Genomic DNA, 24768 nt, shown 5'->3' with positions numbered 1-24768 from the left:
ACCGAACTTTTTTATACGTTAATGCGGTTCGCAATCGTATCGGCAATCGCCTTGCCGTGGAATCTACCGTTCTCAATGAAGATCTTGTTCGCATCGTTTCCGGCTGCGACCACGCCCGCAATGAAGAGGTGTTCGACATTTGTTTCAAACGTTTCTTCATCGTATGTCGGGACACCACTCTCTTCATCGATCACAATGCCTGCATTCTCGAACAGATGGTGGTCGGGCTGATAACCGGTCATCGCGAAGACATGATCTGCATAGACATGCTTCTCTTCACCGTGTTGCCGGTAGTAGACGCCATCATCGGTGATGCGTTCGATTGTCGCCTCAAACTCCATTCGAACTTTCTCATGACGGACGAGTGAATCGAAGTTTGGAAGAACCCATGGTTTGACGGAAGGGCTATACGAATCGCCTCGATAGAGTACCGTCACAAAGGCACCAGCCTTTTCGAGTTCGATTGCCGCATCGACAGCGGAATTTTTCCCGCCGATGATCGTGACGTGTTGTCGATAATAAGGATGTGCCTCGTTGAAATAGTGATGGACGTGCGGCAACGTTTCGCCAGGTACGTCAAGCAGACGAGGACGTCCATAATAACCTGTTGCTAAAATCACATAGTCCGCTTCGCGAATGGTTTCGCCACGTCGTTCATGTCTTGATGTCACAACGAATCGGTCACTTTTTTTATCGACCGACTCGACCGTTTCGAACGGGTGGACGTTTAAACCGGTACGTGTGACGACTTCTCGATAATAGACGAGTGCATCTTGACGACGTGGCTTCAAATCCTTACATATGAACGGAATGTCTCCGATCTCGAGCAAGCTCGCGGAAGAGAAGAACGTTTGATGCGTCGGATACCGATAGATGGCGTCGACGATGTTTCCGCGCTCAATCACCGTACAAGAGACTCCGATCTTCTCCAGTTCGATGGCGGCCGAGAGACCGCATGGCCCGGCACCTACAATAATCGCTTGTTTGTTCACTGAATATCACCTCTTTGCTCATTGTAGGGAAGGGGGCGTAGTTGCGCAAGGTTATTGCTGGAAGCTAAAGCTATGTTCCATGACTGACTGGGATGAGCCGGACTCGAGTTCGACGAGGAGTCGTAAACGAGCTTTTTGTGAATTCAATCCGTTTGAAAAAATGAGACCCATCTCTTTCAGTTGTTTGCCACCCCCGTCGTAACCGTAAACATCTTGAACGATTCCGTTGAAGCAACGGCTGACAATCACGACGGGAATCTCTTTGACTAAATGTTCTAGTGCGGACAAGAGGGTCGGCGGAACGTTTCCTTGCCCTAACACTTCAAGGACGAGTCCGTCGTACCCAAGCGTGATTACAGATTCAAGTAAATCTGGTTCCATTCCTGCGACGACTTTCAACACGGCTACACGTTTTGAGATGGACGGAATCATTTTCGGTTGTCTCGTTGCTGGTTGACTATAGATGAGTACATGGTCCTTTGTGACCATACCCACGTTACCGAAGTGCACAGACTTGAATGTGTCGACTGAAGATGTGTGCGTTTTGGTCACGTTGAATGCCGAATGAATCTCACCGTTGAAAACGACAAGCACGCCTTTTCCACGAGCCGCTTCGCTTTTTGCAACGCGAAGCGCTGTGATCAAATTAAATTCTCCGTCCGAACCGACCTCGTTCGAGGACCGCATCGCTCCTGTCAACACGATTGGGACAGGCGCACCGAGCGTGATTTGTAAGAAGTAAGCCGTCTCTTCTAATGTATCGGTACCGTGCGTGATGACGACTCCGTCATACGTGTCTTGTGTCAGTTCACGTTGGATGAACTGTGCCAATTCAAGCATCTTCTCTGGAGTCATGTGAGGTGACGGGATATTTGAAAAGTGCTTTGTTGTAATGTGAGCAATATCCGTCGCTTTCGGAAGGGTGGCGTCGATTGGATTGACATCGCTCGGTTCGACGTGTCCTGTGCCGGATTGTGACATGGCGATAGTACCGCCGGTGTGGATCAGTAATAAATGATTCATAAGTGTCCTCCTAATTATTTTTATGAAGATTTCCATTTTCTAGGCGTTCTCTACTTTTTCTTTCAGACAATTCAGTGTATGCTAGGGAGAGAAAGGAGAGATGCATCATGATCGCAATCGCCTTGTCTGCGGTTGCACCTGGGCTCGCCCTTCTTTCCTACTTCTATTTACGCCATGAGTTGGAGGCAGAACCGCTCGGATATGTGATTCGTTCTTTCGTGGCCGGAGCCGTTCTCGTGTTCCCGATCATGTTTATCCAATATGCGTTCGTTGAAGAGGGAGTGCTTACTGGACCGTTTTGGCAGGCGTATGTCGCCACTGCCCTGCTTGAGGAGTTTTTTAAATGGTTTATGATTTATTATACAATATATATACATAAAGTCTTTGATGATTACTACGACGGGATTCTCTATGCGGTCGCCTGCTCATTAGGCTTTGCGACTTTAGAGAATTTTTTATACTTATGGGTGTACGATTCATTAGAAATTGCGATTTGGCGAGCAATCCTGCCTGTGAGCGGGCACGCTTTGTTCGCGGTCGTGATGGGGTACTGCTTAGGACGAGCGAAGCATTCGATTCGAGAACGGCTCTGGCTGTTCATGGCAATCTTTTCTGCGACGGTCATCCACGGAACGTTTGATTTGATTTTGATACTCGAACCGAATCAAAAGCTTCCTGCCGTGCTTTATATCGTCATTTTATGGACCGTGGCACTTTTACTCGTGCGAGCGGCAAACTTGTCCAATCGTCGACAATTTAAATAAAGGGGAAGAATCAGTATGTTAAAAGAAGGTCAAGAACTGAGAATCGAAGTGGAAGGGCGTGCAGAGGGGAAAACGAAAATTGCAGCCATAACCGATCAAGTCGTATGGATTGAGTCGCCGAGTGACATGATGACGCTCAAAACATTTTTTTTACATGAAGAGGAGGCCATGCGGGTCTTTTTCTTCCAAGGAGACAATCAGCTGTTCGCATTCGACACGAAAGTCGTGAAGCGAATCAGCGATGCCCAAATGACATTACGCTATGCGTTCAATTTGCCAGATGAGAAAAAAATCAAACGGATTCAGCGTCGTGAATATTTACGTGTTCCAGAAATGATTGACGTGACCGTTCTTGCAACCGATGAAGGAAGTTTCGAATCGTTCGAAACAACATCTCTTGACATATCTGCTGGGGGGATGAAAATCATCGCCAACCGCGCTCCAATCGAAGTAGATGAGTCCCTGATTGTCGTGTTTCGAATTGAGGATGAGCATGGCTCGCCCCAGAACTTCCGTCTTAAGAGCCGTCTTGTGCGCATACATAAACAGGAAGTGAAAGAAGAACTGTCTCTGGCATTTGAAGATTTGACCCCTCGTGACCAAGAGACGATTTTACGATACTGCTTCCGTGTTCAGCTTGAAGCGCGAAAGCGGACAGGGTCTGTATTTTCTTCAAGATAAAAAACTGTTATGATGTTCTCGGGATTATTGACCGAGAGGAGGAGGGTATCGGGAACACTCGATACCCGTTTTGTATGAAAAAATCATTACAAATTGCTTTAGACGGACCGGCGGGTGCTGGGAAAAGTACGATTGCCAAGTCGCTTGCGAAACAATTAGGGTATGTGTACATCGATACAGGTGCAATCTATCGGGCGGTAACGTATCGAGCCTTGAACGAAGGGATTGCGCTCGAAGATGGACCAGCACTTGCTCAGATGATCGAGGACATGTCATTACGACTCGTCCCATCGGAAGAGGGACAACGCGTATTTGACGGTGAGGAAGAAGTGACGTCTGTCATTCGCTCGAGTGAAGTGACGAATAACGTCAGTTTCGTCGCACGTCAACCTGAAGTGCGTGATGCCTTGATGGACCTTCAACGTGATTTGGCTAAAGAAGGCGGTGTCGTCATGGACGGCCGCGATATCGGAACACATGTCTTGCCGAATGCCGATTTAAAAGTGTTTATGACCGCTTCGGTCGAAGAACGTGCCCGTCGTCGCCATGAAGAAAATATCTCGAAAGGCATCCCGAGCGACTATGAACAACTGATCGAAGAGATTGCCCTTCGTGACAAACGCGATTCTGAGCGTGAAGTGGCACCTCTCCGTCAAGCTGAAGATGCCCATTTCCTCGATACGACGACGTTGTCCATTGACGGAGTGGTTCAAGCAATTGAACGATTAATTGAAGAGGTGAAAGCATGAGCAAGCCATTAAACAATGGACCGTTCGGCATGTATCGATTGGCGAGAGGCGTCGTGAACGTCATTCAACGCTTCTCGTTTCAGGTCGAATTCATCGGTCGGGAGAATGTTCCGATGGACGGGTCGATCCTTGTCTGTTCGAACCATCAGTCAAATTGGGACCCGGTGCTTCTCGCATGTGCGATTCCAAAGCAGCGTCCGCTCCGATTTTTTGCGAAGAAAGAACTTTTTAGTGTCCCGGTACTGAAGCATATTTTGAAGCGTGCAGGTCAGATTCCAGTATCTCGTGGGGAAGGTGACCGACAAGCGCTTCGTGTCGTGCTTCAAAAGTTGAAAGAGGATGAAGTCATCTCTATCTTTCCGGAAGGAACGCGTTCAAAAGACGGTACGCTTGGAAAGGCGCAAGCCGGTGTCGGTTTTTTTGCGATGCGTTCGGATGCACACATTTTACCGATTGCCATCATTGGCAAGTATAAGTTTCGCGCAAAACTCCGTGTCGTTATCGGGAAGCCGATCGACTTGTCAGAATTGAAAGCACGTAAGGCAAGTGCGCAAGAAGCGGCCGACTTGATCATGGATACGATTTCCGAACTCTACTTGAAGCACTCGTTCACGAAGTAAAAAACGGATTGTGGAATTGAGGTTTAAACTTCTTTCAATAGAGGTACAATCTTCATAACGCCTTGACAAATTCTCGGAATTATAAGAGATTTATACTAGGTGTAAGCGCCTTTGGCGCTCCTTTTTGTACTCATCGTGAGGGGGTAGTGTTGGAATGGTCGAAGAAATGAAAGATATGCCTGATTTTGAAATTAATCGTGGTCAAATTGTGACCGGAACAGTCGTCAAAATCGAGGATAAGCAAGCGCTGATCGATATCGGTTATAAAACCGAAGCGATTTTGCCAATTAGCGAAGTATCAAGCATGCATCTAGACGATTTAAACGAATCACTCCAAGTGAACGACGAGATTCGTGTCAAAGTGAAAAAGGTCACGGACGAAGAAGTAGTCGTTTCGAAAAAAGACGTCGATGCCGAAGCAGCATGGGATCGCATCGTTGAAAAATTCGAATCAGGTGAAGTGTTTGAAGTGATGGTGAAAGATAAGGTCAAAGGTGGTCTTGTCGTCGATATTGGAATCCGTGGATTTATCCCTGCATCCCTTGTCGAAAGTCACTTCGTCGAAGACTTCTCGTCATACTTGAATAACCCAATTACCGTAAAAGTCGTCGAGATTGACCGCGAAAAAAATCGCGTCATCTTGTCACATAAAGCAGTTGTCGAAGAAGAGATGAGCGCGAAGAAATCAGAAACGCTCGAATCGCTTGAAGTCGGACAAGTAATCGAAGGAACAGTCCAACGATTAACTGATTTTGGGGCGTTCGTCGATATCGGTGGCGTGGACGGTCTCGTTCACATCTCGGAAATGGCACATAGCCGCGTCGAGAAGCCGAGCGACGTCGTAACTGAAGGCGACCGCGTGAAAGTGAAAGTGCTCGGGCTCGACTTAGATAATGAAAAAGTGAAACTTTCCATTAAAGAGACACAACCTGGTCCGTGGGAAACCATCGAAGGGAAGATCCAGCCGGGAGATGTCATCGAAGGAACTGTCAAACGTCTCGTGACGTTCGGTGCGTTTGTCGAAGTCGCACCACAAGTGGAAGGTCTGCTTCACATCTCGCAAATTGCGAACCGTCACATCGCGACGCCGTCTGAAGTCTTGTCAGAAGGCCAAGAAGTGAAGGTGAAGGTGCTAGATGTTCATCTCGATGATAAGAAAATCTCATTGTCGATGCGTGCGCTCGAATCATCTGAACCGACTCGTCAAGATGATGATCAAGCGTTACTTGATGAATATAGCGACCAAGGAGGATTCTCTGTCTCGGAATTGACAGGTGATGATTCTTCGGACGACTCTAAATAAGATGATCGTTCAAGCGGGAGTCATGCTCCCGCTTCTTTTTGTATGGTCACTTAATTTTGCCTGTGATATGATAGGTAAGTTGCGTTTCGAAATGATGAAATGATGAAATTTTGATAGAAAGTTAGTGAGGTGTTGTTATGGGAATTCCAGTAGTGGCCATCGTTGGCCGTCCGAATATCGGAAAATCCACAATTTTTAACCGTATCATCGGTGATCGTGTCTCGATCGTCGATGATAAACCGGGTGTCACACGTGACCGTATTTACGGAACAGGAGAGTGGCTCAACCGTAAGTTCCATTTAATCGATACAGGTGGGATCGAAGTAGGGGACGAGCCGTTGCTCGTTCAAATGCGTCATCAGGCGGAACTCGCCATCGATGAAGCAGACGTCATCATCTTCATGGTGAATGGACGTGAAGGGATCACGGCGGCTGATGAAGAGGTTGCGAACTTGTTGTTCCGTTCGAATAAACCGATCGTTCTAGCCGTCAACAAAGTCGATAACTTTGAAATGCGAGATCTCATGTATGAGTTTTATTCCCTCGGATTCGGAGATCCGTTCCCGATTTCGGGTACGCACGGGTTAGGACTCGGTGACTTGTTAGACCAAGTATTTGAACTCGCTCCAGAAAAAGACGAGTACGAATACAACGAAGACGTGATTCAGTTCTCATTGATCGGTCGCCCGAACGTAGGGAAATCAAGCTTGACGAACTCAATCCTCGGTGAAGAGCGTGTCATCGTTTCAAACATTGCAGGTACGACTCGCGATGCGATTGATACACCGTTCACACGTGACGGACAAGAGTACGTCATCATCGATACGGCAGGTATGCGTAAACGCGGAAAAGTATATGAATCGACAGAGCGTTATAGTGTCATGCGCGCACAAAAGGCGATTGAACGCTCGAACGTGGTTCTCGTCGTCCTCGACGGGGAAGAAGGAATCATCGAGCAGGACAAGCGTGTCGCAGGTCTCGCGCATGAAGCCGGGAAGGCGATTGTCATCGTCGTCAATAAATGGGATGCCGTCGAAAAAGATGATAAGACGATGAAGAAGATGGAAGAGAAGATTCGTCAAGAATTCTTATTCCTCGACTATGCGCCGGTTGTCTTCTTATCAGCGCTCACGTCAAAACGCTTGCAGACATTGTTGCCTGTCATAAAACAAGTGGCAGAAACACATCGCCGTCGTATCTCGACGAGCGTATTGAACGATGTCATCGTCGATGCAGTCGCGATGAACCCGACACCGACGGATAAAGGACAACGATTGAAGATCAACTACGCAACTCAAGTGGCCATCGAGCCGCCGACGTTCGTCTTGTTTGTCAACGATCCTGAGTTGTTGCATTTTTCGTATAAACGTTATTTAGAGAATCAAATCCGTAAAGCATTTGACTTCACCGGGACACCGATTCACATCGTGGCTCGTCAGAAAAACTAATAACGGGGGTGCCACTTATGGCAAACGTAGCTGTCATCGGAGCGGGGAGCTGGGGAACGGCCATCTCGCTCGTGTTAGCGGATAATGGCCATGATGTCCTGCTCTATGGACGTGAACAAGAACATGTGGATGAAATCAATTCGTCACATACGAACTCGTTTTATTTGAAAGACGCGCCATTACCTGAATCAATTCGTGCGACGACGAACTTGAAAGAAGCGTTAGACGGTCGAAGTATCGTCTTTCTCGTCGTCCCGAGTTCGGCGATTCGTCCTGTCTCAAAGGAATTGAACACATTGTTGACGGAACCTGTCACCATCGTTCATGCCGCGAAGGGGATCGAACCAAAAACGCATAAGCGCCTTTCAGAAATCATCGCCGAAGAAATCGATCCTTCTAAGCGTCGGGCAATCGGTGTATTAACTGGACCGACTCATGCTGAAGAGGTTGCGGTCCGTAAACCGACGACCATCACAATCGCATGTGCCGACCTTGATGTCGCGGATGAAGTGCAGGAGCTCCTCACAAACGATCAGTTCCGCGTGTACTTGAATTCTGATGTCGTAGGAGCCGAGTACGGTGGAGCACTGAAAAATATCATCGCCCTAGCGGCGGGTATGACGGATGGGCTTGGTTATGGGGACAACGCGAAAGCTGCCCTCATGACTCGTGGGATTGTCGAAATTGCTCGACTTGGCGTGAAGCTTGGAGCGAACCCGGCCTCGTTCTCAGGATTGACAGGGATCGGAGACTTGATTGTGACGGCGACGTCACAACATAGCCGTAACTGGCGAGCTGGTAACGCCATCGGTCGTGGTGAAAAATTAGAAGACGTTCTCGGGAACATGGGAATGGTCGTCGAAGGCGTCCGTGCCTGTGAAGCAGCCCATTCCCTCGCCAAAGAAGCGGGTGTGGAGATGCCGATCACAGAGGCTCTCTATAACGTGTTGTTTGAAGGGAAGAGTCCTCATGATGAAGTGAAAAAATTGATGAGACGCCCGCAAAAACACGAGATGGAACAAGTTTTTCATTTTGAAGAATAGACAGATTGAGAGAGGAGCTGACGTTTTCGTTCAGTTCCTCGCTTTTTTTTGCTAAACTTGAAGTCTGGAGAACATAGAGAAAGTAGGGGGATAGACGTGACACCGTCACTCATCAAAATGTGGATATCATTCGCAGGGATCGGGGCTTTCGCCATCGCTGCATTAATGGTCGCACTCAGTCATACGAAACTGAGCGGTTGGTTCGCCACGCTCGTCAGACTGATTGCTTTCATCATTTTCTTATTTGGGACTGTAATCATGATTTTTGTCGTCGTCTCAGGACCGACTGGAGGATAAACGTGATGAAAAAAAAGATTGTCGCTATCAGTTTGGTTTTGACGACACTGTTAGCAGGGTGTATGTTTCCTGAATCAGAGCGGGCCAACAATATCCCGTACGAAGATCAATTGAATACGGTACAAAGTGCGGTCGATGCCTATCGTGAGCAATCTGGGGTATTACCAATCAAAACGAAACCAGCAGAAACGCCTCTCATGGAGCGTTACCCAGTTGAATTCGCTCGTCTCGTACCTGGCTATTTAGCGGACCCACCGGCGAATAGTTTCGAAGGTGGCGGGTTGTTCCAATATATCCTCGTCGATGTCGAGACGGAACCGACCGTGAAGCTGATCGACTTGCGTGTGTCTGAGCGGTTGCAACAACTTCAAACGAATATCAACGCATTTCGGGCAAAAGAAGGCAAGTTCCCATTTGACGGATCATTAGGTAAGAATCAGTTCACGCTCGATTATGATAAAATCTTTGTCACAGAAGAGCCGTTCATTCCAAGTCCTTATTCGGATCGTGAACTTCCGATCTACGTGGATGGCACGGGACAACTGTTTGTAGACTATCGCGAAGATGTGAAGGAAGCGCTTCAAAAGACGGATGAGTCACCAGAAATTGGCGAAGATATTCGTTATTTGCTCTATAAAGATGCTCCATTCGCCCCAGCTTATTCGCAAGGATACACAATTGATGAACGAGGAGAAGTCGTTTTTTTAAACAACTGAACCTGTTTTGATAGTGAATGTCGCGAAATCATGCAAAAAATGTTGTCATATCAACGTTTGTACGATATGATTAATCCCGTAAACTCCCTGTGAGAGGAGGTGAATCGTGATGAACAAAACTGAATTGATCCAAGCTGTTACTGAGAAAGCCGATGTTTCTAAAAAAGAAGCAACGAAAATCGTAGAAGCTACGTTTGAATCAATCACTGAAGCACTCCAAAACGGTGAGAAAATTCAATTGATCGGTTTTGGTACTTTTGAAGTTCGTGAGCGTGCTGCCCGTAAAGGTCGTAACCCACGTACAAAAGAAGATATCGAAATCCCAGCGAGCAAAGTTCCTGCATTCAAAGCAGGTAAAGCGCTCAAAGATGCGGTCAAGTAATCTGCAATACATAAGTCGCCGAAAGGCGGCTTTTTTTGTTGGGTTTACGAGTTCGAATGACGTGAATGTGACAAAAATGTGCTATACTATGTCAGAATGACAATGAAGTGGACGAGGGGGGATAGCATGGAACAGTTGACAAATGAATTCGTTGTCACAGACCTTGCTCGTCAAATCGAAACACGTATGAATCATCCCTATTTGACGAAACACGAGGTTGTACCAGCCGTCGACATGTTATTGCTTCGTTGGATGGTCGAGATGATTGATTTGGAATCGATTGAGCATCGACAACTCGTGATGGCAACCTATTTCGCACATCAAGCGCTTGATTTACACGACCAAGTAAACAGCAGCCCGAAGGGGTCTTTGGCACGCCAATTAAAAGTGCTCGCCGGGGACTTTGCATCGGCTCAGTTTTATAAAATCTTGACGGACTTTCCATCATCATACAGTGATCGATTCGGTCAGTCTGTACAGCGGGTCAATGCGGCGAAGTGCACCTTATTGCTTGAGAAGAACGTTTCAATGAACGTTTGGCTCGAAGCGAACGTCGGATTGATTCAAACACTTTCCGAACTGATTGAACAACCTTATTTGACAACGAGCGGGAAACGAATGATTGAAATGAAAGCGACAGCGCTTAGACAAGACCAAAAAGAGCAACTCACGACGTTGCTCGCGCATGCGGTCGCTTAGAACGGAAAGGATGTTACGCGTTGCAACCGATAGAAAAAGAGCAAAAAGTATACGAAGTATTTCAGTCCATTTCTCCGAGCTACGATACGATGAACTCGATTATCAGCTTCCGACTTCATAAATGGTGGCGACGGACAACGATGAAAAAAATGAACGTCTTTCCGGGGGCTAAATGTTTAGACGTTTGTTGCGGGACGGCTGACTGGACGATTCAATTGGCAGATGCTGCTGGAAACACGGGTGTTGTGAAAGGACTCGATTTTTCAGAGAACATGTTAAAAGTGGGAGAGGAAAAGGTCAAATCTTGGCCGAACATCGAATTGCTTCATGGAAATGCGATGGCTCTTCCGTTTGGTGACAACTCCTTTGACTATGTCACAATCGGATTTGGACTCCGAAACGTTCCAGACTACATGACGGTCTTGCGTGAAATGCACCGCGTCTTGAAACCAGGTGGAACAGTCGTTTGTCTCGAAACGAGCCAACCGACAGCACCGCTTTTTAAAGAGTTGTACCGTTTTTACTTTGGAACGGTCATGCCGCTTTTCGGTAAGGTATTTGCCGGTTCATACGATCAGTATAAGTGGTTGCAGGAGTCGACCGATCAGTTCCCAGACCGTTTGACGCTCAAGCGGATGTTCGAAGATGCCGGGTTTGAACAAGTCGAAGTGAAGACATTCTCCGGAGGTGCATGTGCCATGCATCTAGGAAAGAAGTGGTGAACCATGTCTTTGAAGCGACTTTATCGTCATATGAACCGAGAGATTGATCAAATCGATCAATTCTTATCTACTCGAGTCAGGACGGACCACCCTGTCATTGAATCGGCATCGCGCCAATTACTCGATGCTGGTGGCAAGCGCATCCGACCCGCCTTCGTCTTACTGAGCGCCGGGTTCGGTGAGACGAAAGATATCCGTTTGACGAAAGTTGCCTCAAGTCTTGAGTTGATTCATATGGCATCACTCGTCCATGACGATGTCATCGACGACGCGATGCTCCGTCGTGGCAAACCAACCGTGATGGAACGATATGATGAAACAGTAGCGATGTATACAGGGAATACGTTATTCGGAGAAGCGATTCGTCTCGTATCCGAAATTGATTCACCAGAAGTGATGCGCATCATGGCAGATACGATGGAACGAATCTGTGTCGGTGAAATCAATCAAATCCAAGATCAATTTGAGTGGGGGCAATCACCGAAGCGCTATTTAGATCGGATTGCGCGAAAGACCGCTCTGTTGATTGAAACGAGTTGTGCGGCAGGAGCTGTCATCTCTGGAGCGTCTCCACAAATCGTGAGGCAATTAAGTCTGTTTGGATATGACATCGGTATGGCTTTTCAAATGACGGATGACTTGCTTGATTTTACCGCTAAGAGTTTTCAGCTCGGTAAACCGGTCGGGGAAGATTTGAAGCACGGTCATAAAACGTTACCGCTCCTATATTCATCTGAGGATTCCGACTTTTATGAACGCCTCCGTCAAGTGAACGCCTCGACGGATACGGAAGTGACGAAATCTCTCGTCCGGGAAGTGCAACGAAACGGAACGTTAGAACGCAGTCAACGGACGATTGATCGTTACGTCAACCGTGCCATCCGCCGACTAGACGGGTTGCCGGATGTTCCAGACAAGCGGTCGTTGATTGAAATTGCGCAATATATTGGGAAACGCAAATGGTAAATGCCCCATGTAACCCCTTTCAAAAATGTGTTGGACCGTGTACACTAAATACGTACAACGTACACATTTATAGACTTAGGGGGATTTGGGGAATGGAAAAGACATTTTTAATGGTTAAACCTGATGGGGTAAAACGTGGATTGATTGGGGAAATCATCTCACGCTTCGAAAGCAAAGGATATACGTTGAACCGTCTCGAAATGGTGACACCGTCAGTTGAGGTCGCAGAGGCACACTACGCAGAGCATAAAGAAAAGCCGTTCTTTGGTGAATTGGTCGAGTTTTTGACTTCTGGTCCTGTCGTTGCGATGGAATGGGAAGGGGAAGACATCGTGGCCGTCTCTCGTTTAATGATCGGGAAGACGAAACCAGTGGATGCTCAACCAGGAACCATTCGCGGTGATTTTGCATCGACGATGTCACAAAACGTGATTCATGGTTCTGATAGTGTGGATAGCGCGGAACGTGAACTCTCACTTTGGTTCGCTGAAGTGGCTTCACACGTTTCATGACTTTTCGAGGGACGGGGAAACCTGTCCCTTTTTGATTCCCTTTGAATCGCCTGAGGTCACAAGAATGCGGAAATGAGAAAGAATTGAGGTTGAAATTGGTGATGAATGATTATGCCATCTTTGTAAAAAAGTTTTATATCAAGTCGGGTATTGACTTGAACTTATATAAAGAGGCGCAGATGAAGCGCCGTATGGTCGCACTACGCGAAAAGAAGGGGTATGCATCGTTTTTAGAGTATTTGAAGGCGATGGATACAGATCGTCAACTTTATGAAGAGTTTCTCGACCGGATGACAATCAATGTGAGTGAATTTTATCGCAACCCGATTCGTTGGCAACAGCTTGAAGAGGATATCCTCCCGCATCTGATTCGCTCGAGTCAAGGGAAGCTTCGCGTATGGAGTGCTGCCTGTTCAACCGGAGAAGAGCCATACTCACTTGCCATGTTGTTGTCGAAACATCTTGCCCCATCTCAATTTTCAATTATGGCTACGGACTTAGATGATGTCGTCATCGAAAAAGCGAAGCAAGGAAAGTACCATGAACGGGCGCTCATCGATTTGCCTGAGGAGTTTCAGAAACGCTACTTTACCCGTCGTGGCGACGACTATTATATTTCAGATGAAATCAAGCAGCTGGTGACGTTTAAAAAGCATAACTTGTTAGCGGATGTGTACGAACGCAATTTTGATTTGATCGTCTGTCGAAATGTCTTGATTTACTTCACTGAAGAGGCGAAAGAGAAGGTATATACGTCGTTCCAACGGGCGTTACGTCCAGGTGGGATGCTATTTGTCGGTGGGACGGAACAAATTTTCCAACCGAAACGTTACGGCTATGCAATGAAGCAAAGTTTCTTTTATGAAAAAATGGATGGATGAGGTGAACGGATGCGTTATTTGACAGCTGGTGAATCACATGGTCCCGGTCTGACGGTCATCATTGAAGGGGCCCCGGCCGGACTCTCTATAGATATTTCTCAAATCAATGCAGAGTTAAAAAAACGTCAATCGGGTTACGGTAGAGGGCGCCGCATGCAAATCGAGTCCGACCAGGTAGAAGTTCGCTCGGGCATACGGCATGGCGTGACCACAGGTGCACCCATCACATTTTGGATTGAGAATAAAGACCATACGCATTGGAAACACGTCATGCAGGCTGAACCGATTGAGAGCGATATCGAAGTGAAACGCCGCGTCTCTCGACCGAGACCTGGACATGCTGACCTGGTCGGTGGGATGAAATACGACCATCGAGACTTACGTGACGTATTGGAGCGCTCAAGCGCACGAGAAACAGCGGCTCGTGTAGCGGTCGGGGCTTTCTGTAAGCAACTCCTTCAACAAATCGGGGTATCCCTCTTTAGTTATGTCAAAGTGATTGGTGGGGAACGAGCGGAGTCGTGCACATTTGATTCGCTTCAAGAAGCACAAGCGGTCGTTGATGCCTCACCGGTACGTACGTTAGATGAAGAGGCCGCGTTGCGGATGATGCGTCGAATCGATGAGGCCAAGGCAAATGGAGACTCGATTGGTGGAATCGTGTGTACAGAAGTACATGGTGTTGTACCGGGACTTGGCTCGTATGTGCAGTACGACCGTAAACTGGATGCGAAAATCGCACAAGCGGTCATGAGTGTCAACGCATTTAAAGGTGTTGAATTCGGTGAAGGGTTTGAAATGGCGTATCGTCCGGGTTCTGAAGTGATGGACCCGATCGCATACGGGGATGATGGGTATACGCGACTCAGTAACCATCTCGGTGGATTTGAGGGGGGCATGACTACGGGGATGCCAATCCTTTGTTCAGCTGTCATGAAACCCATTCCTACGCTCTATAAACCCTTACAATCGGTCGATATCGATACGAAAGAGGCGTTTTTAGCTCAAATCGAGCGGAGTGACTCGTGCGCTGTGCCTGCCGCTTCCCTCGTCGTTGAGGCAGTCATCGCATTTGAAGTCGCGAAGGAAGTTTGTGAGACGTTCGGGCACGACACGATGGAACGAATCAAACATCGGGTCGATGAGTATCGGGAGGAGTTGCGAGTATGGTAACGATTTCAATCTCAGCATCGACCCCATACGAAGTCGTCTTGGACAATCAGGATCGTTGGATCGATTCAGTTGATTGGTCCAGTTATTCGATGCTATGGGTCGTTACGGATAAACATGTCGAGTCTCTTTACGGAGAGTCGTTCCGTTCTACGTTGAATCTGACCCATTCCCACGTCGTTTCGTCCGTCGTCGAAGCAGGTGATGCGTCGAAATCGCTATCTCAGCTCGAGCAGCTTGTCGCAGAAGGGTTGCGCCACGGATGTGACCGCCAAACACTGATTGTCGCCTTTGGCGGTGGAATGATCGGCGACTTGGCTGGTTTTCTAGCAAGTGTCTACATGCGAGGCGTTCCATACATACAAGTGCCAACGACGATTTTGGCTCACGATTCGGCTGTCGGAGGCAAAGTGGCAGTCAATCACCCCTTTGCGAAAAATGCAATCGGTTCATTCTATCAACCGTCAGGCGTCTATTACAACGTCAGTCGACTGAATACCTTGCCCGTCCAGGAAGTGCGAAGCGGTCTCGGTGAGTTATTGAAACATGCGTACTTATCACGTTACGTCCTCGAATCTTCTTTCGAGGACGACTTGTTTTTAGACTTGAACGAGAACGAACCGTTGGATTGGGTGTCGTGGCTTGCCCGTGGGATTCGAGTGAAACAAACCATTGTCGAGACGGACGAGCGAGAACAAGGCATTCGTGCTTGGCTTAACTTCGGGCATACGTTCGGTCATGCCCTTGAATCGGTGGAAGCCTATCGTATCCCACATGGGGAAGCGGTTTTACATGGGATGGTGTTCGCTTTTCTCGTGTCTGGAGATGAAGTTCGAGCGATGCAGTTGTTCGATTGGATGCGTTCAAATGACGTCACGCCGATCGATTGGCAACCATTCGACCGCTACGTGGAAAAAATGATTCGGGATAAAAAGAACCGTCACGGTGCAATTCGTTTTGTGTTACTTCGTGAAACGATCACCGTTGAGTCGGTACAGCTCGAACATCTTCAACAGACGTTTGAACAGATGAAAGGATGGTGGGAACGATGAGTTTAAACGGTTCTATCCGTGTACCGAGTGATAAATCCATCACACATCGGGCATTATTATTCGGGATGATGGCGAACGGGACGACGCACGTGCGGAATCCGCTCCTCGGTGCCGATTGTCGTTCGACAATCGAGGCGATTCGATCACTTGGAGCCGATGTGACAGAACAGCAAGACGAACTAGTCATTAAAGGCATCGAGTCTCCGCGCTCGGCACGGCTTGACTGTGGGAATTCAGGTACGACGATGCGTCTACTGATCGGACTCTTGTCCGGCTATAACGGGTCGTTTGAGCTCGTAGGCGATGAATCGTTATCTAGACGTCCGATGCGCCGCGTTACCGAGCCTTTACGAAACATGGGTGCACATGTGACCGGGGATATGGCGCCTCTCGTCATCGAAGGGACGGGGCTTCGATCGATTGACTATACGTTACCGGTCGCGAGCGCCCAAGTGAAGTCGGCCGTCCTACTCGCCGGCTTACGTGCCTCGGGTACGACGGTTGTTCGAGAACCGATGTTGTCACGAGACCATACCGAGCGCATGTTGCCCCTATTCGGTGCGAAGCTGTCGATTGTAAACGAAGAAGGGTTACGCGTCATCCGTGTCGAACCCTCGACATTGACCGGATGTACGGTCGACGTACCGGCAGACCCGTCATCGGCTGCATTTTTCTGGGCAGGGGCGGCCATGGTGGCAAATAGTTCGGTTACGACGACGGACGTCTGTTTGAATGAGACGCGGATTGGATTTTTACGTACGCTCGAACGGATGGGTGCGAATGTCGTCATTTCGAACGAACGATTGGTCGGTGAAGAACGAGTCGGAGACGTCACGGTCACGACGAGTGAGCTAACCGGCACAGTCGTCGAAAAGGATTTCATTCCTTCACAGATTGATGAATTACCACTGTTCGCACTCGTCGCATCTCAAGCGAATTCACCGTCCATCGTGAAAGACGCAGCGGAACTGCGCGTGAAAGAAACTGACCGGATTGACGTGGTCGTCTCGGAACTACGGAAGTTAGGTGTGGACATCGTCGGCACTGAGGACGGATTCATCGTCAATCCGAGTCGCCTTCATGGAGGAGATGTCTCGACTTACGGAGACCATCGCTTGTCCATGATGTTACAGATTGCGTCACTCATGACCGATGAAGCCGTTCACATCGAGGGGATCGAGGCATCCGATGTCAGTTATCCTCGATTCCGTGAAGATTTACAACGGGTTCAACGTAAGATAGAATAACGACAAACCGAAGCCCAGGAGGACGAACCATGCTAGATGAATCAGCTTTAACACATATAATCGAGATGCTTGAGTCAGGTGAGACGGAACATGCACTCATGCATCTAGAAGAACTTGAGAAGGAAGGGTCGGATGATGACCGTTTAGCCATCGCCGACCTCTATTTAGAGTTAGGTCTTGCCGACCGGGCGACAGCTGTTCTCTCAAAGCTATACGTCGACTATGAGGGAGACCCGAATGTCGCCTTATCGCTGGCGGAAGCGTATTTAGATAGTGACCGTGAAGAGGAAGCGATTGCCGTGCTTGAAAAAATCAAATCGGATGACGCAGATACGCAAGTGAGGAGCCTCGTCCTCCTCGCTGACCTGTATCAATCGCAAGGATTGGATGAAGTGGCAGTGAAGAAACTGATGGAGGCGCTCGAGAAGAATCCGGATGAACCTTTACTCATCTATGGATTGGCTGAATTGTATGCCTCGACCGGTTCATTTGAACAAGCCATTCCACTTTATGCGCGTCTTCCGAAGATGAAGTTGCCGGCTGAAATCGACTATCAAGCGGATTACGCGGAGGCCCTCACGATGGTCGGGTCGTTTGAAGAGGCGCTCGAGGAATACGAGCGGGCCACACATCGCGATTTGAACACCGTCTTCGGTCATGCGATGACGGCTCATCGGATCGGACGTGAGGAAGTTGCGATCAAGCAGTTCAAAGAGCTTCAGGCGATGGACCCAGACTTCACGTCGCTCTACTTGCCTTATACCGAGGCACTCGATGCAATCGGGCAAACGGAAGAGGCCATTGAGATCGTCGATCAAGGCATCACGCGCGACGATTATAATGATGAACTGCGGCACGTTAAAGCAAGGCTGCTTCTCAAACTCGGAAATCGGGACGGTGCCATTAAAGAACTACGTGAGGCGCTCGTGTTAAATCCAGAGTCGTTACAAGCGACCGAATTGCTCTTGTCGATTTTATTTGAAGCAGGAGAATTCGATGATGTTCTCGAAACCATCGATGCACTCGAAGATCATACGACGTCGCCGCTCATGACATGGTACAAGGCGAAGGCGAAATATGAGCTCGAAGCGTACGACGAAGCGGTCAGTCTGTATGCCTCAATTGAGCCGATGATGAAAGAGGACGTGTCATTTGTGACGGAATGGGCTACACTGTTGATAGAGGAAGGTCGTAGACAAGACGCGCGACGTGTGGTCGAGCAATCGCTTGCATTGGTGGTCGACCTCGATGATCGCCAAGCGCTCGAAGAACAGCTCGAACAATTGTCTGATGACGTAGAATGAATAAGGGAAGGGAATGAGGTCAGATGGTCGAGCGGAAACGTAATTTTTTGAAGCGATTCGTCGCTCATCATACGCTTCGGAAACGTGAAGCAAAGTGGATTCTTGACTATTGGTTAAGACATCCTGAAAAGCTTGGCAACGTTCATTTCGTGACAAACGCTTCGGTCTCACCACGAAGTCTCGTGATGACAGCGTACGGGTTTGACGGTGAACCGTTTCGATACCGACGGGGAGACCTTGTGACCATGAATCCTGAGAAGGCTTATCATGACATCCGTCTACACGATGGGCCAATCTATGTAGAGTTAAATTTTCAAGGTATGATGATTGATGAGAACTGGGTCGACATCGTCGAACAGAATCCGTTTGAACCAGTGGCAGAAGTGAGAGACGAAGTCTCTTCCTCTGCTCAAACGGTCATTCAAGCATCGGTTGCTCAATTTGAAGAAGAACGATTGCTGATTGAAATCGATAAAGCGCTCGACCGACGAGACGAGAATTTATTCCGCAATCTGACGACTCAACTTCATCAAGTGCGAGCATCTAAATTATTTTGAAAAAAACAAGCGCTTCCGTTCCGGTAGGCGCTTGTTTTTTGGTATATTAATTACGTAGGAATACACAATTATTTCACAGTTCGTTCATAACTTTGAAAGGTGAGCGAAGTCATGTACGCTACAATAGACATGATGAGATATGAAGGAGAGGAGGGAAAAGATGAGGTTCGATAGTCAAGGGGCACTCCGCTCGATTGCCGAACGACAATACGTCGATACGCTCATCGTTCCGCTCGCAGAATTGGCGTTTGGTGAGGATATGGTTCGCAAAGCCGAAAGCTATGAAGTGATTCATGCCGTCACGGCCGAGACAGAACGTCAATTATCTGGTCGAACGATGCTCAGCCCGACCATCAGTTACACCGATGTGGAAGCTGGTGTGAAGTTGGCGCAGGATGTGGTGGCGAAAGCAAATTCATCCGGATTTTCTCACGTATTGTTTATCGCGTCAGACGTCCGTTTCAAAGCATTTGATTTGCCGATTTTGTTCGTACCGCCGCTCGCGCTTGGATCGATGTCAAGCGATCAAGCGCACACGATGGTCCAGAATTTTGCGACACAAGTCATCACGGAACTTTCGAGCCGTTGGATGGCGACATGAAGCGGTTGACGTAGAGGTTTTATTGATATACTATTTTGTTGAGTGAGAAATTTTTGTGAAGAATGCATAAAGAATTATGGGGTTATGCACACGAATGAGGGGGGAACGAAATGGCTCAAAATGGGTCAAAAGTCACGCGCCGTCAGTTCTTAACGTACACACTGACTGGAGTAGGTGGCTTTATGGCGGCAACATTGATCAGTCCGATGGTCAACTTTGCGATCGATCCGGTTTTGAAAAAAACTGGTGCAGGCGACAAAGTAAAAGTAATGAGTCTTGATGACATCACGACTGAGCCGCAACGTGTCGACTTTAAGAAACAAACACAAGATGCTTGGTATGAATTTGAAGAAACGCTTTCAGCATGGGTTTACAAAACAGATAGTGGCGAGATCATCGCACTTTCTCCGATTTGTACACACCTTGGCTGTCAGGTAGCATTCGCTGGTGATCCGACTCGTCCACAAGAATTCTTCTGTCCGTGTCACTTGGGACGTTACGAAAAAGATGGAACGAACATTCCAGGTACACCGCCGACAGCACCACTTGCACGTTATGAAAAAGAAGAAAAAGACGGCTTCCTATATTTAGGTAGTCCAGTCGCTCAGTAATGAGAGGGGGAACTAGCCGATGTTACAAAAAATTTATGACTGGGTCGATGAACGCGTAGACATCACACCGCTCTGGCGCGATATCGCAGACCATGAAGTACCGGAACACGTCAACCCTGCTCATCACTTCTCTGCATTTGTCTATTGTTTTGGCGGTTTGACGTTCTTTACAATCGTCATCCAGATCCTTTCAGGGATGTTCTTGACGATGTATTACGTACCAGATATCATCAACGCGCACGCGTCGGTGTATTATTTGCAAAATGAGATCGCACACGGACAAATCGTTCGTGGGATGCACCACTGGGGCGCATCTGTAGCGATCGTCATGTTATTCTTACATACGCTCCGCGTGTTCTTCACGGGATCGTATAAGAAGCCACGTGAGCTCAACTGGGTCGTTGGTGTTCTCTTGTTCTTCGTCGTCTTGGCGCTCGGACTCACGGGATACTTGCTTCCATGGGACATGAAGGCATTGTTCGCAACGAAAGTTACGCTTCAAATCGCTGAAAGTGTACCGGTTATCGGTGGTATTGCGAAGACACTTCTCGCTGGTGGTGAGATTGTCGGGGCGAGCACACTCGCACGATTCTTCGCAATTCACGTCTTCTTCTTACCGGCGGCATTGTTCGGACTGTTGGGAGCCCACTTCTTGATGATTCGTAAACAAGGGGTTTCTGGACCGCTATAAGCCGATTCGAGGAGAAAAAGGAGGAGAAACGATATGCATCGCGGTAAAGGGATGAAATTTGTAACCGACTCTCGAGTAGGAATCTCGAATCGGAAACAAAACATTGCAAAAGACTATTCAGAATACCCAGGACGCACAGAGGCGTTCTGGCCGAACTTCTTGCTTAAAGAGTGGATGGTAGGATCGGTCTTCTTGATCGGATTCATTGCTTTGACAATTGTCGAAGCACCACCGCTTCAAAATATCGCCGATCCAACGAACACGTCATACATTCCGTTGCCGGACTGGTATTTCTTGTTCTTGTATCAATTACTCAAATATCAATTCGCTGCTGGGGACTGGATCTTACTTGGTACAGTCATTATTCCAGGCTTGGCGTTCACGGCACTTCTCGTTGCACCATGGCTTGACCAAGGTCTCGAGCGTCGACCGGCGAAACGTCCAGTCGCGATCAGTTTCATGTTACTTGGAATTCTCTCGGTCTTCTACTTGACTTGGGAATCTGTTCAAACGACACACTGGGATCAAGTTCATGCACAAGGTGAGCTTCAAATTCCGGGTGAAGGTCCTGAAATCGATACAGCGGCTCCAGGATATGAGATTTATTCAGCTCAATCTTGCGTCAACTGTCACGGTCAAAACCTAGAAGGTGGAGCAGCGGCTCCAGCACTCGTCGGCACACAGTATACGGCTGAAGAAATCGCGGAAATCGCGGTCAACGGTGTCGGTACGATGCCAGCTGGTCAGTGGGATGGTTCAGATGAAGATCTCCAAGCCATGTCTGAGTTCATCGCTTCATACGGTGAAGGCGGCGAAAATAACAAGTAAGTCATCAAGTGTAGCCTGAATATCGGGCTACACTTTTTTACTTCTGCACGACGCATACGATAAACTGAAGAAAACTGAAGAAAAAGGATTGAGACAATGAACCCTATGTTTTTAAAACCGTTCTTGATGCATCGGATTGTATTGACTATTCTATTGATCATCAACTTGGGAGGGACGATTTACGGGTATATCTGGTACGAGCCTCAATTACGTGACACACCGTACATCTATTGGCTGTTCGTACCGGATAGTCCGACAGCATCATTCTTCTTTACGATTGTCCTCGGACTTTGGTTAGCTAACAAGCGCTCCCCGTTGTTCGAGACGCTGGCCTTCATCACGTTGATTAAATACGGGGTCTGGGCCGTGATTATGAACATCATGTATTTGGGCACGTTACCACCGGATGCGCCGACCTTGACCATCTTGATGGCTGTCATGTTGATGGTCTCTCATGGTGCGATGGCGCTTCAAGCACTCATCTACGCACCATTCATGAAATGGACCATTACTTCGTTTGTCTGTTCATTGATTTGGGTAATTCATAATGACGTCGTCGATTATGTGCTCGGTCAATGGCCGCGCTATCCGTCACTCGCGGAACATATCATGTGGATCGGCTACGGCTCTTTCTGGTTGACCGGATTATGTTTTTTTATGGGATATGCGTTCGTACTACGCCCATCGCTTGAAAATAAGGTCATAAGAATGTAAAATCAAATTATCAAATACATGCAGAGGTGAAATAGAAAATGTCATTAGGTGGCTATATTTTCTATCTTGCACTGATCATGCTCATCCCCCTATGGGCCCAGATGCGAGTGAAAAGTACGTATAAGCATTTTTTGAAACAACCGCTCCAAAGCGGTGTCACAGGTGCACAGGTCGCTGATTTCATCATGAAACAAAACGGTGTGCACAACGTGAGAATCGAAATGGTCGATGGACTCATGAGCGACCACTATGACCCGGTCAATAAAGTCGTTCGTTTGTCTCGCGAAGTGTATCAAGGGTCGACAATCTCGTCTGCCGCGATCGCTGCGCACGAGATCGGTCACGTCATTCAAGATGCGACAGACTATAAGATGATGCGCGTCCGCCATAGTCTTGTTCCGGTCGTCAACATCACGTCGAACTTGTCTTTCCCATTGTTGCTCGGTGGTTTCTTATTCGGGGCACTCGGGTTGGCTCAACTCGGTGTCATCATGATGCTCGGGGCGGTCGTGTTCCAGTTGATCACGTTACCGGTCGAGTTCGATGCATCGAAACGAGCGATGGCGCAATTGACGTCTCACGGAATCGTGACGGCGACAGAAGAGACTGGTGCACGTAAAGTGTTGAATGCCGCGGCTTGGACTTACGTCGCTGCAACGCTCGTTGCGGTTGCCGAACTCATTCGTTTGGCACTCATCGTCTTTATGCCACGTGAGGAATAGGATTGAATGGAATCCCGTCGGTAGGCGGGATTTTTTTATTTTTTGTTGAAAGGAAATGTTGTCAATGAAACCGAAGCTGACCGAGACGGGTCATCACCAATTGACAAATCGACTTGCGATGCTAAGAAGAGAGCGGACGGATGCGCGTGAACGGTTGCGGACAGCTCGAAAGTTTTGTGATTTCCGCGAAGACGTCACCTACACTGAAGCGGTACGTCAATATGAGCGGATCGAGGCGGATATATTAGAACTGAATCGCCTCCTTGACGACGCGACCATCGTCGAATCCGTTCAGTCTGAAGTCGTAACGTTCGGAAATCAGGTCGTGATTCGGGAAGTGCAACAAGAAGAGACCGAGCGCTATCGAATCGTGAGTGAGGCAGAAGCAGATCTAGACCGAGGAAGCATCTCCGTGACATCGCCACTCGGTCGTCGTTTGATGGGGGCGACAATGGGGCAAATGATTCAAGTGGAAACGCCAGGAGGTACGATTCAAGTCGAGGTACTCCACATTGAACCATAAAAAAACGCCCGTTCATCCCTATGAACGAGGCGATTTTTTTGCTTATTTCAAAGGCATCCGATTTTCATCGAACGTAAACCCTTCGCCACCGACTTCATACACGTGATGGAACGTGACGAACGCATGCGGGTCGATCTGTTTGACGATTGTCTTCAAACGGTTCACTTCGTTACGGCCGACGACGACATATAAGACCTCGAGTTCTCGGTTCGAATAACCGCCTTTCGCGAGCAGTCGGGTCGTGCCGCGGTTCATCGTCGCATGAATACCGTCGGCGATAGCAGTGCGGTGGTCACTGATGATCATCGCCGCTTTACCGGCATACGTTCCTTCTTGCATCGAGTCGATGACGCGTGCCCCGATATAGACGGCGAGGAGTGTGTACATCGCCTCACGAATGTCGAGGTATGTCAAACTGAGGACGATGACAAAGAAGTCAAAGATAAGAAACGTCTTCCCAATCGACCAGCCGATATAGCGTTGTACGAGTCGCGCGATGATATCGACGCCGCCCGTCGTCCCGCCATTGTTAAAGATGATGCCAAGACCGACTCCGATGAAGAGACCGGCGAACAAACTGGCGAGCACCATGTCATCCGTCAAGTCGATGACGAGCGTCGAATACTTGGCGATGAGTGCGTACCAAAGTGAAAAGGAGAACGTCCCGATTAGTGTATAAACGAAAGTCGTTCGACCTAACAACTTGTAACTCATGAAAAAGAGCGGGATGTTTAGTGCCAAGTTCGTGACAGAAGGTGAGATATCAAATAGTCCGCGGAGAATCAGTGTGATCCCGGTGAACCCACCCTCGGCCAAATTGTTTTGGACGTTGAAGTGATAAACGCCGAATGCAAAAATAAAAGAACCTATTAAGATAAAAATAATATTTCGAACACGAATCGGTAATTGTACCGTCATCAGGTTCACCTCCCCTTAGATAGAGTACTCGA

At 48.1% G+C, this 24768-nt stretch carries 30 protein-coding genes; 27 read left to right on the top strand and 3 right to left on the bottom strand.

Annotation, left to right across the window (positions count from 1 at the left end; translation table 11 throughout):
* Nucleotides 1-11: 11 nt before the first annotated feature.
* Both IRJ25_RS07655 and IRJ25_RS07650 read right to left on the bottom strand, forming a co-directional pair.
* Nucleotides 12-992, bottom strand: a complete 981-nt coding sequence (locus IRJ25_RS07655) for a YpdA family putative bacillithiol disulfide reductase (RefSeq protein ID WP_269318050.1) — start codon at nucleotides 990-992, stop codon at nucleotides 12-14.
* Nucleotides 993-1043: 51 nt separating this feature from the next.
* Nucleotides 1044-2015, bottom strand: a complete 972-nt coding sequence (locus IRJ25_RS07650; RefSeq protein WP_269318049.1) for an asparaginase — start codon at nucleotides 2013-2015, stop codon at nucleotides 1044-1046.
* Nucleotides 2016-2122: 107 nt separating this feature from the next.
* Here IRJ25_RS07650 and prsW point away from each other — a divergent pair, with 107 nt between their 5' ends.
* From prsW to IRJ25_RS07515, 27 genes are all read left to right on the top strand, one after another.
* Nucleotides 2123-2779, top strand: coding sequence for a glutamic-type intramembrane protease PrsW (gene prsW / locus IRJ25_RS07645; protein ID WP_074037196.1), 657 nt, complete (start codon nucleotides 2123-2125; stop codon nucleotides 2777-2779).
* A gap of 15 nt (nucleotides 2780-2794) precedes the next feature.
* Nucleotides 2795-3460: a flagellar brake protein gene (locus IRJ25_RS07640; protein ID WP_269318048.1), complete on the top strand. Its 666-nt coding sequence runs from the start codon at nucleotides 2795-2797 to the stop codon at nucleotides 3458-3460.
* A gap of 74 nt (nucleotides 3461-3534) precedes the next feature.
* Nucleotides 3535-4209, top strand: coding sequence for a (d)CMP kinase (gene cmk, locus IRJ25_RS07635; RefSeq protein WP_074037194.1), 675 nt, complete (start codon nucleotides 3535-3537; stop codon nucleotides 4207-4209).
* Nucleotides 4206-4829 (top strand): lysophospholipid acyltransferase family protein, encoded by a 624-nt coding sequence (locus IRJ25_RS07630; RefSeq protein WP_159562123.1) that lies wholly within the window; start codon nucleotides 4206-4208, stop codon nucleotides 4827-4829. Before cmk ends, IRJ25_RS07630 begins: the two co-directional genes overlap by 4 nt.
* Before the next feature lie 154 nt (nucleotides 4830-4983).
* Complete coding sequence (rpsA, locus tag IRJ25_RS07625) at nucleotides 4984-6132, top strand: 30S ribosomal protein S1 (RefSeq protein WP_015881460.1); 1149 nt, start codon at nucleotides 4984-4986, stop codon at nucleotides 6130-6132.
* A 137-nt stretch (nucleotides 6133-6269) separates the two neighbouring features.
* Entirely contained in the window at nucleotides 6270-7580 is a 1311-nt protein-coding gene (gene der, locus IRJ25_RS07620) for a ribosome biogenesis GTPase Der (RefSeq protein ID WP_015881461.1), read from the top strand.
* A gap of 17 nt (nucleotides 7581-7597) precedes the next feature.
* On the top strand, nucleotides 7598-8623 hold the full coding sequence (locus tag IRJ25_RS07615) for an NAD(P)H-dependent glycerol-3-phosphate dehydrogenase (protein ID WP_196430566.1): 1026 nt from the start codon (nucleotides 7598-7600) through the stop codon (nucleotides 8621-8623).
* Between the two features lie 96 nt (nucleotides 8624-8719).
* A complete protein-coding gene (locus IRJ25_RS07610; protein ID WP_015881463.1) occupies nucleotides 8720-8920 on the top strand; it encodes a DUF2768 domain-containing protein in 201 nt (66 codons plus the stop codon).
* 5 nt (nucleotides 8921-8925) lie between these two features.
* Nucleotides 8926-9636 carry a hypothetical protein gene (locus IRJ25_RS07605; RefSeq protein ID WP_214783006.1) on the top strand — a complete coding sequence of 237 codons (711 nt, stop codon included), beginning with the start codon at nucleotides 8926-8928 and terminating at the stop codon, nucleotides 9634-9636.
* Nucleotides 9637-9745: 109 nt separating this feature from the next.
* Complete coding sequence (locus tag IRJ25_RS07600) at nucleotides 9746-10018, top strand: HU family DNA-binding protein (RefSeq protein WP_015881465.1); 273 nt, start codon at nucleotides 9746-9748, stop codon at nucleotides 10016-10018.
* Nucleotides 10019-10144: 126 nt separating this feature from the next.
* On the top strand, nucleotides 10145-10717 hold the full coding sequence (locus tag IRJ25_RS07595) for a heptaprenyl diphosphate synthase component 1 (RefSeq protein ID WP_214783009.1): 573 nt from the start codon (nucleotides 10145-10147) through the stop codon (nucleotides 10715-10717).
* 20 nt (nucleotides 10718-10737) lie between these two features.
* Nucleotides 10738-11439, top strand: a complete 702-nt coding sequence (locus tag IRJ25_RS07590; protein WP_015881467.1) for a demethylmenaquinone methyltransferase — start codon at nucleotides 10738-10740, stop codon at nucleotides 11437-11439.
* A 3-nt stretch (nucleotides 11440-11442) separates the two neighbouring features.
* Entirely contained in the window at nucleotides 11443-12405 is a 963-nt protein-coding gene (locus IRJ25_RS07585) for a polyprenyl synthetase family protein (protein WP_074037186.1), read from the top strand.
* 92 nt (nucleotides 12406-12497) lie between these two features.
* Complete coding sequence (gene ndk / locus IRJ25_RS07580; RefSeq protein ID WP_269318047.1) at nucleotides 12498-12917, top strand: nucleoside-diphosphate kinase; 420 nt, start codon at nucleotides 12498-12500, stop codon at nucleotides 12915-12917.
* 101 nt (nucleotides 12918-13018) lie between these two features.
* Nucleotides 13019-13798: a CheR family methyltransferase gene (locus tag IRJ25_RS07575; protein ID WP_159562127.1), complete on the top strand. Its 780-nt coding sequence runs from the start codon at nucleotides 13019-13021 to the stop codon at nucleotides 13796-13798.
* A gap of 9 nt (nucleotides 13799-13807) precedes the next feature.
* Nucleotides 13808-14971, top strand: coding sequence for a chorismate synthase (gene aroC / locus IRJ25_RS07570; protein WP_074037184.1), 1164 nt, complete (start codon nucleotides 13808-13810; stop codon nucleotides 14969-14971).
* On the top strand, nucleotides 14965-16020 hold the full coding sequence (locus IRJ25_RS07565) for a 3-dehydroquinate synthase (RefSeq protein ID WP_264092423.1): 1056 nt from the start codon (nucleotides 14965-14967) through the stop codon (nucleotides 16018-16020). Before aroC ends, IRJ25_RS07565 begins: the two co-directional genes overlap by 7 nt.
* The gene (aroA, locus tag IRJ25_RS07560; protein ID WP_264092424.1) at nucleotides 16017-17267 is read left to right on the top strand and encodes a 3-phosphoshikimate 1-carboxyvinyltransferase; all 1251 of its coding nucleotides are present in this window, start codon (nucleotides 16017-16019) and stop codon (nucleotides 17265-17267) included. The genes IRJ25_RS07565 and aroA overlap by 4 nt, the downstream gene beginning before the upstream one ends.
* Before the next feature lie 29 nt (nucleotides 17268-17296).
* Nucleotides 17297-18571 carry a tetratricopeptide repeat protein gene (locus IRJ25_RS07555; RefSeq protein ID WP_264092425.1) on the top strand — a complete coding sequence of 425 codons (1275 nt, stop codon included), beginning with the start codon at nucleotides 17297-17299 and terminating at the stop codon, nucleotides 18569-18571.
* A gap of 23 nt (nucleotides 18572-18594) precedes the next feature.
* Nucleotides 18595-19128 carry a ReoY family proteolytic degradation factor gene (locus IRJ25_RS07550; protein ID WP_015881475.1) on the top strand — a complete coding sequence of 178 codons (534 nt, stop codon included), beginning with the start codon at nucleotides 18595-18597 and terminating at the stop codon, nucleotides 19126-19128.
* A gap of 160 nt (nucleotides 19129-19288) precedes the next feature.
* Nucleotides 19289-19729, top strand: a complete 441-nt coding sequence (locus IRJ25_RS07545) for a DUF2487 family protein (RefSeq protein ID WP_214691031.1) — start codon at nucleotides 19289-19291, stop codon at nucleotides 19727-19729.
* Between the two features lie 110 nt (nucleotides 19730-19839).
* Nucleotides 19840-20340, top strand: coding sequence for a ubiquinol-cytochrome c reductase iron-sulfur subunit (locus IRJ25_RS07540; protein WP_159562133.1), 501 nt, complete (start codon nucleotides 19840-19842; stop codon nucleotides 20338-20340).
* A gap of 19 nt (nucleotides 20341-20359) precedes the next feature.
* A complete protein-coding gene (qcrB, locus tag IRJ25_RS07535; RefSeq protein ID WP_015881478.1) occupies nucleotides 20360-21031 on the top strand; it encodes a menaquinol-cytochrome c reductase cytochrome b subunit in 672 nt (223 codons plus the stop codon).
* A 33-nt stretch (nucleotides 21032-21064) separates the two neighbouring features.
* Nucleotides 21065-21859, top strand: a complete 795-nt coding sequence (locus tag IRJ25_RS07530; RefSeq protein WP_015881479.1) for a menaquinol-cytochrome c reductase cytochrome b/c subunit — start codon at nucleotides 21065-21067, stop codon at nucleotides 21857-21859.
* A 96-nt stretch (nucleotides 21860-21955) separates the two neighbouring features.
* Nucleotides 21956-22573, top strand: coding sequence for a DUF1405 domain-containing protein (locus IRJ25_RS07525; protein ID WP_211781332.1), 618 nt, complete (start codon nucleotides 21956-21958; stop codon nucleotides 22571-22573).
* Between the two features lie 38 nt (nucleotides 22574-22611).
* A complete protein-coding gene (locus IRJ25_RS07520; protein WP_269318046.1) occupies nucleotides 22612-23295 on the top strand; it encodes a zinc metallopeptidase in 684 nt (227 codons plus the stop codon).
* Between the two features lie 64 nt (nucleotides 23296-23359).
* The gene (locus IRJ25_RS07515) at nucleotides 23360-23818 is read left to right on the top strand and encodes a GreA/GreB family elongation factor (RefSeq protein ID WP_269318045.1); all 459 of its coding nucleotides are present in this window, start codon (nucleotides 23360-23362) and stop codon (nucleotides 23816-23818) included.
* Nucleotides 23819-23860: 42 nt separating this feature from the next.
* Here the strand turns inward: IRJ25_RS07515 and IRJ25_RS07510 are convergent, their stop codons facing one another.
* Complete coding sequence (locus IRJ25_RS07510) at nucleotides 23861-24736, bottom strand: YitT family protein (protein WP_015881483.1); 876 nt, start codon at nucleotides 24734-24736, stop codon at nucleotides 23861-23863.
* Nucleotides 24737-24768: the final 32 nt, after the last annotated feature.

It is taken from the genome of Exiguobacterium sp. KJ 601 (genome assembly GCF_027161185.1).
Classification (GTDB): Bacteria; Bacillota; Bacilli; order Exiguobacteriales; family Exiguobacteriaceae; genus Exiguobacterium; species Exiguobacterium profundum.
Note: the sequence above shows the minus strand (reverse complement) of the source record. Positions and strands in the feature narration are given on the sequence as shown.